The organism is Nocardia carnea (assembly GCF_029869215.1).
GTDB classification, from domain to species: Bacteria; Actinomycetota; Actinomycetes; order Mycobacteriales; family Mycobacteriaceae; genus Nocardia; species Nocardia carnea_B.
On sequence record NZ_JARWPM010000257.1, the window covers coordinates 22,627 to 37,561 of the forward strand.

Sequence of the window (14,935 nt, forward strand, 5' to 3'; positions counted from 1 at the left end):
CGCGTTGTGCGTGCCGGCGCGGCTCATAGCGAGAAGTAGGGATCGTCGATCACATACCGCCAGGAGCCGTCGCTGCCGCGCCGTGCGATTTCGGTGGATGTCGAGATCACGGGCTCACCGCTCGGTGCGGCGCCGGTGACCGTGGCATCGTTGGATATCAGCGCCAGCTCTCCTACCACGTGCACGCGACGGGTCCGTAACTCGATCTTCGCCCCGGAGTCGATCATCGCGCCGAGTGAATCCTGAATGGCCTGTGTGCCGGATCGTGCGGCACCCGGCGTGGGGAAGAGCAGGGCGGCAGGTTCGTACAGCGACATCAACGACTCGAGGTCGCCGGCGTTGAAGTACAACGCGAACAGTGTGGCCAGCTCGGCAGGTTGCGCGGCGGCGGCGCGCCGCGAACCGATTCCCACCGGACGATCGTTCCAGCCCGCGCCCTCGACGGCATCGAACCACGTGGTCGGCGCGTGGGTCGGGTAATAAAGCTGGCAGAGCTGGCCCGGGAAGCTGAACCAACTGCCCTTGGCCGGGTTGTCACGCACCTGTTTGGCCAGCATTTCACCGAATGCGTATCCGAGGTCGTATCGCGGCCAGACGGCATGCACTCGATCGGCGAAGCCGGCGGGCAGCAGTTCGCGCCGCAGTCCGGCGATATCGGCGCCGGTGCCCATCTGCATCAGTGCCTCGACCGTCCCGAAGCGGTGCGCGATACCGTCGCTGGTGTGCAGCGCGACAGCGTTCCATACGGTCTGGATGCGCTGCTCGTCGACGCCCTTTTTTCTGAGGAAGTCCGCGGCCGCGTCGGCTCCGTCGACCTCGAAACGCTGATCACCGTTCGCATAGTCCGTCGCCCCCAGATCGTGCAGCATGCAGCTGAGGTAGAGCAGCTCGTCGTCGTAATCCTCATCGGCCCGTAAGCCTTGCGCGGCGGCCAACTCGCGCCCATACAGATATGCGCGTACGCAGTGGTTGTAGACCAGCGGTGCCGAGACTTCGGCGACCAGCGCGTCCGCCGCGACGGCGAGTTCGGAGCTGGGCAGATCGAATTGAGCCGAATCGACTTCTTGTACGGTCATCGTGTTTCCTTCCGAAATGTGCGCACTCAGTGTGTGCCCGGAAGAAACGCCCGCCCAGTGGCCAGATGGCCAACTAGTGCCCAGATCTGGCCAAGCCGTTGGCGGCACCGGCGGCATGGTGAAAGCTGTTGCGATAGGCCTGCGGAGATGTTTTCGTCAGGCGGGCGAAGTGGTAGCGCAATGTCGTTGCGGCGCCGAATCCTGCCTCATCGGCGATACGGTCGATGGACAGGTCGGTGGTTTCGAGCAATTGCTGCGCACGGTGTACCCGGGCGCGCAGCAACCACTGCAAAGGTGTGGTTCCGATCTCCGCGCGGAAGCGGCGGGTCAAACTTCGTACGCTGATGGCGCCGTGTGCGGCGATGTCGTCGAGGGTGACCGGTCGGTGCAAGTTCGCCTGCATCCAGTCCAGGACCGGCTGCAGCGACATGTCCGGGCTCTGCGGGTCGGTGTAGGCGATGAATTGCGCCTGCCCGCCGTCGCGTTGCGGCGGCATCACGATCCGGCGCGCGGTATCGGCGGCCACCGTGGCGCCGAGATCTCGCCGGACCATGTGCAGGCACAGATCCAACCCCGCCGTCGCTCCGGCCGAGGTGAGCACGCTGCCGTTATCGATGAACAGCACCGAAGCGTCGACCTCGACAAGGGGATAGCGGCGGGCCAGCTCGTCGGCGTATTCCCAATGGGTCGTCACCCGCTGCCCGTCGAGGAGTCCGGTGGCGGCGAGGGCGAACGCGCCGACGCAGATCGAAGCCATGCGTGCGCCGCGGGCGGCCGCCGCGAGCAGGGCGTCGCGAACGCAATCGTCGGGTTCCCAGAAGAATCCGGCCGAGCCGGGCACGACGACGGTGTCGGCATCGGCCACGGTGTCGAGGCCCCACTCGGTCTCCAGGCGCACCGCGCCGTGCGCGGAGAAGGTTGCGGTGGTACCGCCGATCGTCACGACCCGGATGTCGTAGTGCTTGTCCTCGCCGACCGAATTGGCCGCGCCGAATACGAAGCCGGGAAGCATTACTTCGAATCCGAACGCGTGGTCGGGAGCCAGAACTGCCACGATTGCCATGGCCAGAATTTAACAGGCACCGAAAAACGGTCATCCCGGCGCAGTGGACCCGGCTCCCGGCCTCGAAGGAGTGGGTGTGGTCGGGAAGACGGTCCCGACCACACGGCCGCTAGCGAGCTCCGATTGCCTCGGTCGCGGTGTCCGGGGTCGCGGTATCCCCGCGGGTGTTCACTGTCCACAGCCCCACGATCGCGGCGATGACTGCGATGACCCCGCCGACGAAGAGCGCGCGGGCGAATCCGGCGTTCAGTGCTTCGAGGGGTGCCCGGCCCGTTGCGAGCTGAGCGTTGGTGTGCGACGTGGCGATGGCGGTGAGTACTGCCAGACCCAGTGCGCCGCCGAGCTGCTGCCCGGTATTGAGCAACGCCGCCGCGAGACCGGCGCGGTCGGCCGGCACTCCCGCGTTTGCCGCAGTGGTGTTGGCGACGAAGACACCGCCTGCCCCCACGGACATGATCAGCATCCCGGGCAGCAGATCGCTCACGTACGAGCCATCGGCCGAGATACCCGAGAGGAGCAGGACGCCGATTCCGCACAGCAGTGATCCGGCCACTGTGAAGATCCGGGTGCCGGTTCTGGTGAAAAATTTCGTCGCAAGTCCGGCCGCGGCGCCGATGGTGAAGCTCACGGGAAGGTATGCCAAGCCGGATTCGAACTCTCCGTAACCCAACACTGTCTGCATATAGAGGGTGACGAAGAAGAACATCGACAGCATTCCGGCAGCGATCACGAGATGGGTGAGATTGGCGGCGGCAAGTCCCCGAATGCCGAATATCGACAGTGGAACGAGCGGATCGGTGTGGGAGCGCTCATTGGCGACGAATGCGGCGAGCAAGGCCGCTGCGGCTGCGAGCGCAGTGATGGTGCGCATATCGTCCCAGCCGTATTCGGGAGCTTTCACCAGACCGAATACGAGCGTCATCAGTCCTGCGGTCGCCAAGACGGTACCCAGCACATCGAAACTCCGCCCGACTCTGCTGCGCCGGTCGTTCTCGATCAAGAACGGGATAGCCACCAGCACCAGTACGCAGACCGGTGCGTTCACGTAGAAGACCCAACGCCAGCCCGGTCCCTCGGTGATCACTCCGCCCAGGAACACGCCGGCCGCCGAAGCCAGACCTGCCGTGCCGCCCCAGATTCCGACGGCGGTGTGGCGATCGGCACCCTCCCGGAAGCTGGTCGTGAGAATCGACAGCGCGGCGGGCAGCATCAAGGAAGCCCCGATGCCCTGTGCCGAACGCGCGGCGATGAGGAGCCCGCTGCTGTCGGCGAGACCACCGACCGCGGACGAAAGGCCGATGATGACGGTTCCCGCGCTCAGGATCCGGCGGCGTCCGAGCAGATCGGCCAGTCTCCCGCCCAGCAGAAGCAACCCGCCATAGGTCAGCAGGTACCCGCTGGTGACCCATTGCAGCGTCGGCACCGACATGCCGAGTTCACGTTGGATGGTGGGTAGGGCCACGTTGACGATGGAGCCGTCGGCGAAATCCAGGAAGGCGACCGTACAGAGCAGGCTCAAGGTGAGTTTGCCCCGGCGAGTCGCCAGGAAGGATGGCTCATCGGTGGGTGGGTGCACGACGAAGTCCTCTCTCGAAAATTGGGGTGTTGTCGGGAACCGAGAGCGGCCGCCCGGTGCGCATGTGACATTGCGGCGAAGAACGAGAGTTAGGTCACAGTCCGGCAAGGCATGTCACAAACCATGGCGTTGTCTTGTTCTTGTTTTGCGAAAACGAAGGAGCGCGGATGAGTGAGGGTGTGGAAGACGCCGCAACAACGGTTTTCGCCGACCACAGACAGCTGCTGTTCTCGGTGGTGTACAGCATGCTCGGCAGTGTGGCGGATACCGAGGACGTCCTGCAGGAGACCTGGTTGCGCTGGGCCGGGCGGGTCCGCGGTAGCCGCGACAATATCGCCCATCCCCGCGCGTACCTGGTGCGTATCGCGGTGAACCAGGCGCTGACCAGGCGGGCAGCGATCAATCGCAGGCGCGAGACCTACGTCGGCCCGTGGCTACCCGAACCTCTGATAAGCGAGATGGAGCCAGGCCGGCCCGCGCAGGATGCCGCACAAGATGCTGTGCGCGCCGAGACGTTGTCTGTGGCAGTACTGGTGGTGCTGGAAACGCTCACCCCGCTCGAGCGTGCGGTCTTCGTACTGCACGAGGTCTTCGGGTATCCGCACGCCGATATCGCCGACATCCTCGATCGCCGGCCCGCTTCCATCCGGCAGCTGGCGCACCGCGCCAGAGAACATGTGCAGGCGAGGCGGCCCCGCTTCCGCGCCGATCCCGGCACCCAGCAGCGGGTCACCGAGAAGTTCCTGGCCACGCAGCAGGACGGCGACGTGGCCGGGCTGATGGAGTTGCTGGCGCCGGAGGTTGTCCTCTGGACCGATGGCGGGGGCAAGGTTCCGTCGGCAGCGCTTCGGCCTGTTCATGGCTCGGAGCGAGTCGCTCGCCTGGTCACGAGCAAGAAGGTGACGAACCGGATACCCCGTCTCGGCATCGGATACCGTCTCGTGAACGGCGACCCGGCCGCACTGATCTTCTCCGCGGGCGCACCGTTCGCCGTGGTCGTGTTCGACATCGATCCGGCCACCGAGCGAATCTCCGGTATCTATGCCATCGCCAACCCGGATAAACTCGCCTGCCTCGGGTCGGGCCGTGCCCCCGCTGCAACTGGTACTGCCGATTTCGGCTAGAGGACGGTACTGGTGACCGCCATCGCTGCGGTCAACGCCTGGAACCGCATCAACGTGGCTGTGCGGATGGTCGCCGGTGATTTCCGCTGATCCGTTTCCGGGCCGCCGGTGTCAGCGGCCGGGTTCCGGCAGTGGGATCGGCAGTCGCCGCAGCGTTTCCTCGGCGAGGAGGTGTTCGCCGAGATCGGTCAGGTGGACGCCGTCCGCGCGCCACAGCGACATGACGCCGGGCCGGGGTGGGCGGCCGGGCGACCAGCCCAGATGCGCGCCGGTTGTGCGGAACTGCTCCCATACGCTGGCGAACGCCGCGTCCGCCGCGGCGGCGACGGCTCGGGCCGCGTCGCCGTACCGATGGAGCTCGCTGTTGACCGCGGCGGTATCGGCGCCGGCGAGCCGGCCGACCGGAGGCGGGGCCACGACGAGGACGCGTTCGGTGCGGGCCCGGAGGGTCTGTACCGAGGCATGCAGATTCTCTTCGTAGCAGAGGCGGGTCTCGACTTCGTCGTCGCCGGTGCGCAGCCGACGCCAGACGTCGTTGGTGCCGCAGCCGATGACGGCCAGGTCGCCGGCTTGCCCGAGGGCGGCGTTATCGATGCGGTTGCGGACGTCGGTGGAGGTGGCGCCGCCGGCCGCGAAATTCGCGCTGCGGATATCGATCCACGGCATGCGCGCCTGCAGCGCGATGGCGACTCGGTGAGCGTAACCGCGATGTCGCCACTGGGTCACTGTGACCGCGCTGCCGACAGGCGGGAGCTCATAGGGATCGATCAGAACCGGCGCATGGGCCTCCTGGGCGGCGATCAGGCTGTCGCCCCACCAGGAGATGCGCAGTGCAGGTCGCGCGGGCTCGGTGTCAGTGGATATGGCTGCCTCCGTTGATGTCGACGGTGGTACCGGTGAGGTAGGCGGCGTCCTCGGAGGACAGGAAGGTGATCACCGAGGCGACCTCGCGGGTGGTGGCGGTGCGGCCGAGGGGAATGTCGCGGCGGATCGCGGCTTCCTGTTCCTCGGTGCTTCCCACGCGGATCGCGGTGTCGACCGCACCCGGGGTCACGGCGTTCACGGTGACACCCGAGTCGCCGAGTTCCCGGGCCAATGCGCGGGTGAAACCGAGGATGGCGGCCTTGGCCGAGGAGTAGGGCACCTTGCCGAAGACACCGCCGCCGCGCTGGGCCGATACGGACGACATATTGACGATCCTGCCCCAGCCGTTGTCGATCATGGCGGGCAGGAAGGCGCGGGTCACCAGGTAGGTGCCGGTGGCATTGACCGCCATGACCTTGTTCCACAACTCGAGCGTGGTCTCGAGGAAGGGAACGGGGGAGGTGATACCGGCGATATTGGCGAGCGCGCCAACCGGCGGGAGGGTGCCGGCGGCGACCTCGGCGGCCACCGCGGCGTGCGCGCGGAGCACCGACTCCTCGTCGGCCACATCGATCTCGTGACCGAAGGCGGGGACGGCGAATTCGGCGCCGATCTCGGCAGCCACCTTGGCCGACTTCTCGCCGTCGAGGTCGAGCACGACGACGGCCCAGCCGTCCTCGGCGTAGCGGCGGGCGGTGGCCAGGCCGATGCCCTTTTCGGAGGTGGCGCCGGTGACGACGGCGGTGCGCTGAACGGACATGGGGGTGCTCCTTCGATGGGTCAGCGGATCAGGGGGGAGAGCAGGCGCGCGGCCGCGACGGCTGCGGCCGGGCGTTCGGTGTCGGTGATATCGCGGGTTTCGAGTTCCAGGCTGAAATGCCCGCGGTAGCCGTGCGCGGCGAGCGCGGCGAACCCCGCACCGAAATCGACGGCACCGCAACCGATGCTGAGGTTGATATCGCCCGCCACCGCATCGCGCAGATGTACGTGCGCGATCCGGTGGCCGAACAGCCGGACGAATGCGACCGGGTCGGCGCCGGCGGCAACGAGATGGCTGAAGTCCATAACGATGCCGACGTCCGGCGCCAGCCGCGCGGTGAGCCGGGTGGCCCGGGCCAGGTCGTGGCAGAGCCGGTGCACATGCAACGACTCGGTCCACAGGGCGAGCCCGGCGGCGTGGGCCGCTTCGGACGCCCACTCCAGATGCGTGGCGACCAGATCCAGATCCTCGTCGAGGGTGTGGACCGGGTCGTGGGACAGTGCGCCGCACGGGAGCACGAGTGCCTGTGCCCCGACGGCCGCGGTCAGTTCGAGCAACCGTTCCAGATGTGCCCGCCTGCTCTCGTCGGCGGGGCGGTTCAGGTCGCCGATATCGCCGTTGACGCTGCGCACCCGTAGTCCGGACGCGCCCACCTGCTTCGCCACCCGGTCGACCGCCGCGGTGTCCAGCACGAACGGGACGTGGTCGCATACGCCCGGCAGCGCACCGAGGTCGATCTCGGTGAAACCCAGGTCGGCGATGGTGCGCAGGGCCGCCGCGAGCGGTAGATGGCGGAAGCTGATCGTGGAACAGCCGAGCCGGTCATGGAACACGGGAGATCCTCCGGGCGGGTCGGTGACGACGCCCACAGTACGACGAGTCATTGTCAACAGTCAACGGTCGGTGCTCGACGGTTGACATGCCATGGTGGTACGGGTCACACTGGCGTCACTGTCGACAGTCGACATAACGTTCCCTCGAAACCCACCACCGGTCTCCACCCGGTGCGCTAGGAGAAACTCATGAGCACTGACGCTCTCGGGATGCGAGGTCCCGTCCACGGCACGAAGGACGCCAAGCGCGTCGCCATCGGTTCGTCCGTGGGCGCGGTGATCGAGACCTATGACTTCATCGGCTTCGGCACCGCTGCCGCGCTTTATTTCGGCACTGCGTTCTTTCCCAGCGGTGATCCGGTGGTCGGCACGCTGGCCGCCTTCGCCACGCTCGGCGTAGGCTTCGCGGCCCGGCCGCTGGGCGGGGTGCTCGGCGGACACCTGGGGGACCGGCTGGGCCGCAAGCCCGTGCTGGTCGCTTCGCTCATCGTCATGGGCCTGGCCACCTTCGCCATCGGGCTGCTGCCCACCTATGCACAGGTCGGGCTATGGGCGCCGGCGCTGCTGGTGACCGTGCGGATCATCCAGGGGCTGGCCTTCGGCGCCGAGTGGGGCGGCGCCATCCTCATGAGCTACGAGCATGCGCCGTGGAAGGCCAAAGGCCGCTACACCGGCATCGTGCAAGCCGGATTCCCGGTAGGGCTGCTGCTGGCGAACCTGGTCTTCCTGGTCAGCGTGCATCTCGGTGGCGACTGGGCCTGGCGGGTGCCGTTCCTGGCCAGCATCGTGCTGGTCGCCGTCGGCCTGGTCATCCGGTCCAAGGTGCCCGAATCCCCGGTGTTCGAGGACGTGAAGGACAGCGGCGATATCGTTGCCTCGCCGGTGCTGGAGTCGGTGAAGAAGGATTGGCGCGATATCCTGCGCGGCATCGGCCTGCGCGTCGCGGAGACCGCCGGATACGCGGTGTCCATCACCTACATGATCTCCTACCTGCACGAGAACGGTCTGGCGGGAAAGTCCGAGACGCTGCTGGCCCTGTGTATCGCGTCGGGGGTCGGCGTGGTGGCCACCGTGGCCTGGGCCGCGCTCACCGACCGGGTCGGTCGCCGGCCGGTCTACCTCTGGGTATGCGGATTCGCGGTACTGTTCGGCATCCCGATGTTCCTGCTGGTGAACACGGGTCTGTTCGTCCTGGTGATCGCGACCTTCGTGATCTCCTACGCGGTGTGCCAGAACGCGCTCGCCGGTACCCAGGGCGCCTGGTTTCCCGAGCTGTTCCAGGCCGCGCGACGGGCGTCGGGGGCTTCGCTGGCCTACCAGATCTCGGCCATGGTCTCCGGTTTCACCCCGTTTGTGACCACGCTGCTCTACGTGTGGCTCGGCTGGATAGGCCCGGCATTGCTGTTCAGCTTCTACGGGTTGATCGGCCTGATCGCGGCCGTACTCACCCGGGAGACCTGGGGTCCGCGCGAGCGGCTGCTCGCCGAAGAGGCCACCCGGGTCACCGTTTCCGATCTCGGCGCGGCGTCGCGCCTGCCCATCTCCCCCTCCACGACTGCCAGGGAAAAGGAACTGCTGTGACCACCACCGCGCACGCCGCCACCGGCCGCCGCGCCGTCGTCGACGAATTCGCCTATCGCATGCGGCACCACGTCCTCGATATGGGCGAGGAACAGGGACAGGGCTACGTCGGACAGGCTCTCGGTGCCGCCGATATCCTCGCCACCGTCTACGCCCAGCACCTGCGGCACCGCCCCGACGATCCGGAATGGGAGGGGCGCGATCGGTTCCTCCTCTCCACCGGCCACTACGCCATCGGGCTCTACGCCGCGCTCGCCGAAGCCGGCATCGTTCCCCGCGCGGAATTGACCACCTACGGCTCCGACAACTCCCGCTTGCCCATGTCCGGCATGGCCAGCTACACGCCGGGGATGGAGATCTCCGGCGGCTCGCTCGGCCACGGCCTCACCGTCGCAGTCGGTATGGCCCTCGGTCTGCGGCATCGGGATTCGACCGCCCGGGTGTTCAACTTCCTCTCCGACGGTGAACTGGACGAGGGCTCCACCTGGGAAGCGGCGATGAGCGCCCACCACCACCAGCTCGGGAATCTGATCGCGATGGTCGATATCAACGCGTTACAGGCCGACGGCGCCACCGCGGGAGTGCTGAGCACCGAACCGGTACACGACAAATGGCGTGCCTTCGGCTGGCGCACCTACCGGGTCGACGGCAACGACACCGCCGCATTGCTGGCCGCGTTCGACGCCGCCACCGAGCACGCCGCCCCGCACGGGGCACCCGCGATCGTGCTGTGCGACACCAAGGTCGGCAAGGGCGTACCGCTTCTGGAGAACCGGACCAAGGCGCACTTCATGCGCATCGACGAACACGAATGGCAGATCTGCCGCGACCAGCTGACCGCCGGATACGAGGACATGCGATGACCACCACCGCTCCCAAACTGAAAACGTCGGCGATGATCGCCTCGTTCGTCGACCCGGGGCAGCGCACCACGGCCGCGCCGTTCGGGCATGCCCTGGTCGCGGCGGCCCGGGAGGACGACAAGATCGTCGGTCTGTCCGCCGATCTCGCCAAGTACACCGATATGCACATCTTTGCCGAGGCGTTTCCGGAGCGCTTCTTCCAGATGGGCATGGCAGAGCAGCTGCTGTTCGGCGCGGCCGCCGGTATGGCCGAGACCGGTCTGGTGCCCTTCGCCTCCACCTACTCGGTGTTCGCCGCGCGGCGGGCCTACGACTTCCTGTGCCTGGACATCGCGGAGCCGAACCTCAACGTCAATATCGTCGGTGGGCTGCCGGGGCTGACCACCGGCTACGGCCCGAGCCACCAGGCCACCGAGGATATGGCGATCTTCCGCGGCATGCCCGGGCTCACCATCGTCGACCCCTGCGACTCGGTCGATATCGAACAGGCGGTCCCGCAGCTGGCCGCGAGCCCCGGCCCGACCTACCTACGCCTGTTGCGTGGCAAGGTCGCCACCGTGCTGGACGAGTACGACTACCGCTTCGAGCTGGGCAAGGCGGCGGTCCTGCGCGGCGGCGCCGATGTGGTGTTCGTGAGCAGCGGCCTGATGACCATGCGTGCCCTGCAAGCTGCCGACGCGCTGGCCGCGCACAAGGTCGACGTCGCGGTGGTGCACAGCCCCACCATCAAACCGTTCGATACGGCGACCGTGCTCGCCGAGATCGACACCCCCCGGCTCGCGGTGACCCTGGAGAACCACACCGAGATCGGAGGACTGTTCGAGACCGTCGCCGCCGCGGTGGTCCGGGCCGGGCTCGGCCGGCGGGTGGTACCGATCGCGCTACCCGACGAATTCCTCGACGCCGGAGCGCTTCCCACGCTGCACGATCGCTACGGTCTGAGTACCGAGCGGATCGTGGCACGGGTGCTCACCGAGCTGGGCTGAGCGGTACGGCCCGCCCCTCCCTGAGAGGCGGGCCGTACAATTGTCGACAGACTGTTGTCGACAGTCGTCCGCTGACATACGCCTGGAGGCACGCATGGTTGCTCAACCTGCCGCTCTGCTCGGATTGGAGAAGACCAGCCTGCGCCAACAGGCCGTCGCCGCCTTGCGCAGCGCCATCACCAGCGGCGTGCTGGCGCCGAGTAGTCCGCTGGTGGAGACCGAGCTCTCCGAGAAGCTCGCCATCAGCCGCGGAACCCTGCGGGAAGCCATGCGTCAACTCCAGCAGGAGGGGCTGATCACCGCCGGTGCGCGGGGCCGGCTCTACGTCCGGCATCTGGACGAGAAAGAGATACGCGATATTTTCGCGGTGCGCGCCGCCCTGGAATCTCTCGCCGTGCGCGAACTCGCCGAACGCCCCGACCGCGCCGAACTGCTTCCGGTGCTCCGCGAGGCGCTGCACGCCATGACCCGCGCGGAGCATTCGCTCGACGAGCGGATCGAAACCGACCTCGACTTTCATCGCGTGCTGTGCCGCCTCACCGGCAACGAAACTCTCCTGCACTCCTGGCAGTCGCTGGAGGGCTCGATCCGGATGTCGATCATGTGGGCCGGGCTGGACAAGGCGGTCGGGAACATGGACGTCGGGCGGCACAGTGCCATCGTCGAGGCCATCGAGACCGGAAACGCCGACGCGGCCGCAGCCGCGGTCCGGCACCATATGGCCGGCGCCGCGGAGAATCTGGTCTCCTGACCGGCGGATGCGACACGTCACCATGATTCGTTCGGCAACGCCGGCGCCGAGTCGTCGGCCGGCCGCAGCTCGGCCGGTTGTCCAGAGGCGTAGTTACTCCGGGTTGCGGATCGATCCCTGACCTCGACACGAACCGGCGGGGAATGCACGATAGGGGACCGCAACCGCCGCGGGCCGGGCCGTGATCTGCCCCATACTCCATCACATCGGCCCGGGGTCGCTCGTCCAACAGATGTCATGCTCCCCTGATCAGAAAGTCTGTGCCATGACATCGAAAACGGCATTCAGGACGTCGGCCGCGATCGCCGCAGTGCTGCTCGGCGTACTCGCGGTTCTGATCGTGCCCGTCGCGTACGGTCAGCCGCCTGCCGACGACTATCGATCGCAGTACCTGGCGCGGGTGGAATCCCATTACGCCGATACCGAGCTCGCTCGTTTCCACTACACCCGAACCGGCTCCGGAAGCCCGGTCGTGCTCGTCGCGGGTGGTGGTTTGTGGGGGTACTCCTGGCGCGACGTGATTCCGGCGCTGGCGGCCGAACACACCGTCTACGCCGTCGACCTGCCCAGTCAGGGGTTCACCGACGTACACCGCGGTGACTTCGCCTACGACCTGCCCGCGATGGCGCAGGCACTGGAAAGCTTCCTCGACGCGGTCGGGCTGCAGCGCACCGCGCTGGTCGGCCACTCTTGGGGTGGTGCCTGGAGCCTGTACTTCGCCGAGCAGCACCCGGACCGCGTCGAGCGGCTGGTCCTGCTCGACTCACCCGGGCTCGACGCCGAAAAGGCGCCGGTGACACCGCTGTTCACCACACCGTTGGTGGGGGAGCTGGCGACGAACCTCACTACCAGGTCGTTCTACGCCGACAACATCCGCGGGACCTTCCAGAACAAGCATCTGGTCACCGACGAAGTGATCGACGAGCTCTACGCGCCGTTCTCCCGCCCCGCCAACCGTGCCGGATTCCTGTCGTTGTGGCGCAATCTCGATTACCGGCTCACCGATGCCGGTCTGGGGCAGGTCACCGCGCCCACCCTCGTGCTGTGGGGCGGCGCGGACAGTTGGCTGCCCGCATCCCAGGCCGGCCGGCTGGCCGAACGTATCCCGAATGCCACCGCCACGGTCCTTCCGGGCTGCGGGCACACCGTGCACGAGGACTGCCCGGCGCAGACCAACCCGCTGATCACCGCGTTCCTGCGCTGAACCGCGACGATCACCCGGCGAGCGCGCTACCGGTCGCGTCGGAATGACACCCGCCGAAACGCGGCGGCACCGGGCGGGGGGGGGGGGGGGGGGGGGGGGGGGGGGGGGGGGCGCGGGCGGGCGGGGGGGCCCCCCCCGGCCCGGGGGGGCGGCCCGCCCCGCCCCCGCGCCCGGGGGGGGGGCCGCGCAGCCGGGGTAGGACGAGGGCGGCGGCGTAACCGTCGTCGTGCGCGGCCCGCGCGTGCCGGCCGAGCTGTCGCCTCAGTGAACCTTCGGTGGACGCGGCGAGTGAGAGCAGAACCGGATCAGTGGTGGCGATTCGCAGCCGGCGCAGTGCGGCCCGGGCGGCCGCATAGTGTCCCGCACCACCGAGCGCGACGGCCTGCCACCATATTTCGAGGGCATCGCGTGGCTCCGGCAACTCGGCAGCGGACCGGGCGGGTGCCGCGCCGAAGGCATGGTCGGCGAACGACGAGATGGGGGTTTCGGAGGGGAGAACCGGGGCGGACACCGGTGCACTGTACCGAGGTCCGGCCGGACCGGCGGAAGGAAAATCACGCAACCCGGTCCACAGCCCCGGCCTCAGCAATCTTCCAGCATTAATAGAATCACTCGTGTTTCGATCAGGTTAAACTCCACCCAGCAATCCATGAGCGGATGCGCATCGAATTCTGCGACGTTTCGCTTAATTAACCTGGACGCCGTCCCGCGGCCACCTGTAATCGTACCGAGATGGGCGATACAACGCCCGGCCGAACCGGGCACGCCCGCGAATTTACGGTCCGGACCGATCGCCCGGCCCCAGCTATTCCTCGCCACCTGCGAAAACGCCGACCAGCACCGACGACGGCCGAGATCCGGTAGCGGGGCAACCACACAGTATCGCCCGAAGATTAGCGGAAGTAAACAGCCATTTGGGTTAAATTCAGGGCGCAAAATATCCGACAAATCAGCGCGCCGAACTGTTGACGGAATTTCCCCGATACCCCTAACGTAACTCATCGCCACGAACGGCGCCGGGCGAAAATCGCATCGGCTGCCTATGGTCCGCGCGTTCCCGGAACGCCGGGCACCACCCGAGAAGTTGACCCATTACTCGCTCGACAATGCCGACGAGCTCGCGTCTACGAGGAGTTCAACCCATGCCCATGCCCACCCACCTTCCCGGACCGAACGCCGATGTCTGGGACTGGCAGATGCGCGGTTCCTGCCGTGGTGTGGACTCGGCGGTGTTCTTCCATCCCGACGGCGAACGCGGCCGGGCCCGCGCCGCCCGCGAGATGCGCGCCAAGGAAATCTGCCGGACCTGCCCGGTTCTCATGCAGTGCCGCACCCACGCGCTGAAGGTCAGTGAGCCCTACGGGATCTGGGGCGGGATGTCGGAAACCGAACGCGAGATGCACGCGCGCCGCAACCGCCGCCGGATGGCGGTGTAACCCGGCCCGGACGCATCGGCCCAGGCGGGAGCACCGCCCGCGCCGCACCGCGAGCAACATCGCAGCATCGGGTGCGACGCGGACGCCGCTTCCCCGGGGCCGCATACGGTCTCGGTCATAGCGGGGAGTTATTGTTATGACCGATGACACAGGAGAGTATCGAGCTCTCAGCGCTGTTGCAGCGCTGTGGCCATTCGGATGCCGAGGCTTTCGCCGAACTCTACGATCGGACCCGCACGCGGGTCTTCGGTCTGGTGTTGCGGGTGCTACAGGATTCGGGGTTCGCCGAGGAGACGACGCAGGAGGTCTACCTGCAGACCTGGCGTACCGCCGCGAGTTTCGACCCGGCCCGCGGTTCGGCCGTGACCTGGCTGCTCACGCTCGCGCATCGCCGCGCGGTCGACCGGGTGCGCGCCGAACAGGCACACACCCAGCGGGAAATCGCCTACGGCGCCCGGGTACTCGGGCACGACTACGACGAGGTCATCGAGGAGGTCGAGCGCAAACTCGACCATCAGGCCGTGGTGGTGGGCCTGCGTTCGCTGACCGAGACCCAGCGGGAGGCGATTTCCCTCGCCTACTACGACGGACGGACGTACGCGGAGGTGGCGCGGCAGCTCGAGATCGGCCTGCCGACGGTCAAATCCCGTATCAGAGACGGGCTGCTGCGGTTGAGGAAGAGTATGGCGGCGCCGCCGATTCGCGAGCGGCGGCCGCTACGAGAACGGGGCCGTTAAAATTACGGGGGGAATTGTTAGGGCCGGGGGGGGTGTGGCCAACCGGGGCGGGCGGGCGCCGGGCCGGGGGTGGGGTGGGTG

Annotated in this window: 15 protein-coding genes; 8 read left to right on the plus strand and 7 right to left on the minus strand. The window is 67.4% G+C overall.

The window, feature by feature from the left end:
- Positions 1-23: 23 nt before the first annotated feature.
- From QH276_RS18150 to QH276_RS18160, 3 genes are all read right to left on the minus strand, one after another.
- Positions 24-1,076: an HD domain-containing protein gene (locus tag QH276_RS18150; protein ID WP_280402903.1), complete on the minus strand. Its 1,053-nt coding sequence runs from the start codon at positions 1,074-1,076 to the stop codon at positions 24-26.
- 73 nt (positions 1,077-1,149) lie between these two features.
- A complete protein-coding gene (locus QH276_RS18155) occupies positions 1,150-2,139 on the minus strand; it encodes a GlxA family transcriptional regulator (RefSeq protein ID WP_280402904.1) in 990 nt (329 codons plus the stop codon).
- Between the two features lie 109 nt (positions 2,140-2,248).
- Positions 2,249-3,715 (minus strand): MFS transporter, encoded by a 1,467-nt coding sequence (locus tag QH276_RS18160; protein WP_280402905.1) that lies wholly within the window; start codon positions 3,713-3,715, stop codon positions 2,249-2,251.
- 167 nt (positions 3,716-3,882) lie between these two features.
- Here QH276_RS18160 and sigJ point away from each other — a divergent pair, with 167 nt between their 5' ends.
- A complete protein-coding gene (sigJ, locus tag QH276_RS18165) occupies positions 3,883-4,839 on the plus strand; it encodes an RNA polymerase sigma factor SigJ (RefSeq protein ID WP_280402906.1) in 957 nt (318 codons plus the stop codon).
- A 111-nt stretch (positions 4,840-4,950) separates the two neighbouring features.
- On the opposite strand, the gene QH276_RS18170 is transcribed toward sigJ, so the two are convergent.
- The 3 genes from QH276_RS18170 to QH276_RS18180 form a co-directional block, all read right to left on the minus strand.
- The gene (locus QH276_RS18170; RefSeq protein WP_348536683.1) at positions 4,951-5,565 is read right to left on the minus strand and encodes an SGNH/GDSL hydrolase family protein; all 615 of its coding nucleotides are present in this window, start codon (positions 5,563-5,565) and stop codon (positions 4,951-4,953) included.
- A 127-nt stretch (positions 5,566-5,692) separates the two neighbouring features.
- Positions 5,693-6,463, minus strand: coding sequence for an SDR family NAD(P)-dependent oxidoreductase (locus QH276_RS18175; protein WP_280402907.1), 771 nt, complete (start codon positions 6,461-6,463; stop codon positions 5,693-5,695).
- Positions 6,464-6,483: 20 nt separating this feature from the next.
- The gene (locus QH276_RS18180; RefSeq protein ID WP_280402908.1) at positions 6,484-7,347 is read right to left on the minus strand and encodes a sugar phosphate isomerase/epimerase family protein; all 864 of its coding nucleotides are present in this window, start codon (positions 7,345-7,347) and stop codon (positions 6,484-6,486) included.
- A gap of 138 nt (positions 7,348-7,485) precedes the next feature.
- On the opposite strand from QH276_RS18180, the gene QH276_RS18185 reads away from it, so the two are divergent.
- From QH276_RS18185 to QH276_RS18205, 5 genes are all read left to right on the plus strand, one after another.
- Positions 7,486-8,877: an MFS transporter gene (locus QH276_RS18185; RefSeq protein WP_280402909.1), complete on the plus strand. Its 1,392-nt coding sequence runs from the start codon at positions 7,486-7,488 to the stop codon at positions 8,875-8,877.
- Positions 8,874-9,740: a transketolase gene (locus tag QH276_RS18190; protein ID WP_432278760.1), complete on the plus strand. Its 867-nt coding sequence runs from the start codon at positions 8,874-8,876 to the stop codon at positions 9,738-9,740. The genes QH276_RS18185 and QH276_RS18190 overlap by 4 nt, the downstream gene beginning before the upstream one ends.
- Positions 9,737-10,726, plus strand: coding sequence for a transketolase family protein (locus QH276_RS18195; protein ID WP_280402910.1), 990 nt, complete (start codon positions 9,737-9,739; stop codon positions 10,724-10,726). Before QH276_RS18190 ends, QH276_RS18195 begins: the two co-directional genes overlap by 4 nt.
- Before the next feature lie 94 nt (positions 10,727-10,820).
- Positions 10,821-11,477, plus strand: a complete 657-nt coding sequence (locus tag QH276_RS18200; protein WP_280402911.1) for a GntR family transcriptional regulator — start codon at positions 10,821-10,823, stop codon at positions 11,475-11,477.
- Between the two features lie 265 nt (positions 11,478-11,742).
- Positions 11,743-12,681: an alpha/beta fold hydrolase gene (locus QH276_RS18205; protein ID WP_280402912.1), complete on the plus strand. Its 939-nt coding sequence runs from the start codon at positions 11,743-11,745 to the stop codon at positions 12,679-12,681.
- Between the two features lie 10 nt (positions 12,682-12,691).
- Here the strand turns inward: QH276_RS18205 and QH276_RS18210 are convergent, their stop codons facing one another.
- Positions 12,692-13,192, minus strand: coding sequence for a hypothetical protein (locus tag QH276_RS18210; RefSeq protein ID WP_280406824.1), 501 nt, complete (start codon positions 13,190-13,192; stop codon positions 12,692-12,694).
- A 631-nt stretch (positions 13,193-13,823) separates the two neighbouring features.
- Here QH276_RS18210 and QH276_RS18215 point away from each other — a divergent pair.
- Both QH276_RS18215 and sigK read left to right on the plus strand, forming a co-directional pair.
- Complete coding sequence (locus QH276_RS18215) at positions 13,824-14,117, plus strand: WhiB family transcriptional regulator (protein ID WP_280398463.1); 294 nt, start codon at positions 13,824-13,826, stop codon at positions 14,115-14,117.
- 143 nt (positions 14,118-14,260) lie between these two features.
- A complete protein-coding gene (gene sigK / locus QH276_RS18220; RefSeq protein ID WP_280406825.1) occupies positions 14,261-14,854 on the plus strand; it encodes an ECF RNA polymerase sigma factor SigK in 594 nt (197 codons plus the stop codon).
- Positions 14,855-14,935 lie beyond the last annotated feature (81 nt).

What these genes read in the sequence shown, in the direction of transcription:
- QH276_RS18150 (WP_280402903.1), bottom strand. Translation starts at nt 1,076, where the DNA reads ATGACCGTACAAGAAGTCGATTCGGCTCAATTCGATCTGCCCAGCTCC.
- QH276_RS18155 (WP_280402904.1), bottom strand. Translation starts at nt 2,139, where the DNA reads ATGGCAATCGTGGCAGTTCTGGCTCCCGACCACGCGTTCGGATTCGAA.
- sigJ (WP_280402906.1), top strand. Translation starts at nt 3,883, where the DNA reads ATGAGTGAGGGTGTGGAAGACGCCGCAACAACGGTTTTCGCCGACCAC.
- QH276_RS18175 (WP_280402907.1), bottom strand. Translation starts at nt 6,463, where the DNA reads ATGTCCGTTCAGCGCACCGCCGTCGTCACCGGCGCCACCTCCGAAAAG.
- QH276_RS18180 (WP_280402908.1), bottom strand. Translation starts at nt 7,347, where the DNA reads ATGACTCGTCGTACTGTGGGCGTCGTCACCGACCCGCCCGGAGGATCT.
- QH276_RS18185 (WP_280402909.1), top strand. Translation starts at nt 7,486, where the DNA reads ATGAGCACTGACGCTCTCGGGATGCGAGGTCCCGTCCACGGCACGAAG.
- QH276_RS18195 (WP_280402910.1), top strand. Translation starts at nt 9,737, where the DNA reads ATGACCACCACCGCTCCCAAACTGAAAACGTCGGCGATGATCGCCTCG.
- QH276_RS18200 (WP_280402911.1), top strand. Translation starts at nt 10,821, where the DNA reads ATGGTTGCTCAACCTGCCGCTCTGCTCGGATTGGAGAAGACCAGCCTG.
- QH276_RS18205 (WP_280402912.1), top strand. Translation starts at nt 11,743, where the DNA reads ATGACATCGAAAACGGCATTCAGGACGTCGGCCGCGATCGCCGCAGTG.
- QH276_RS18215 (WP_280398463.1), top strand. Translation starts at nt 13,824, where the DNA reads ATGCCCATGCCCACCCACCTTCCCGGACCGAACGCCGATGTCTGGGAC.
- sigK (WP_280406825.1), top strand. Translation starts at nt 14,261, where the DNA reads ATGACACAGGAGAGTATCGAGCTCTCAGCGCTGTTGCAGCGCTGTGGC.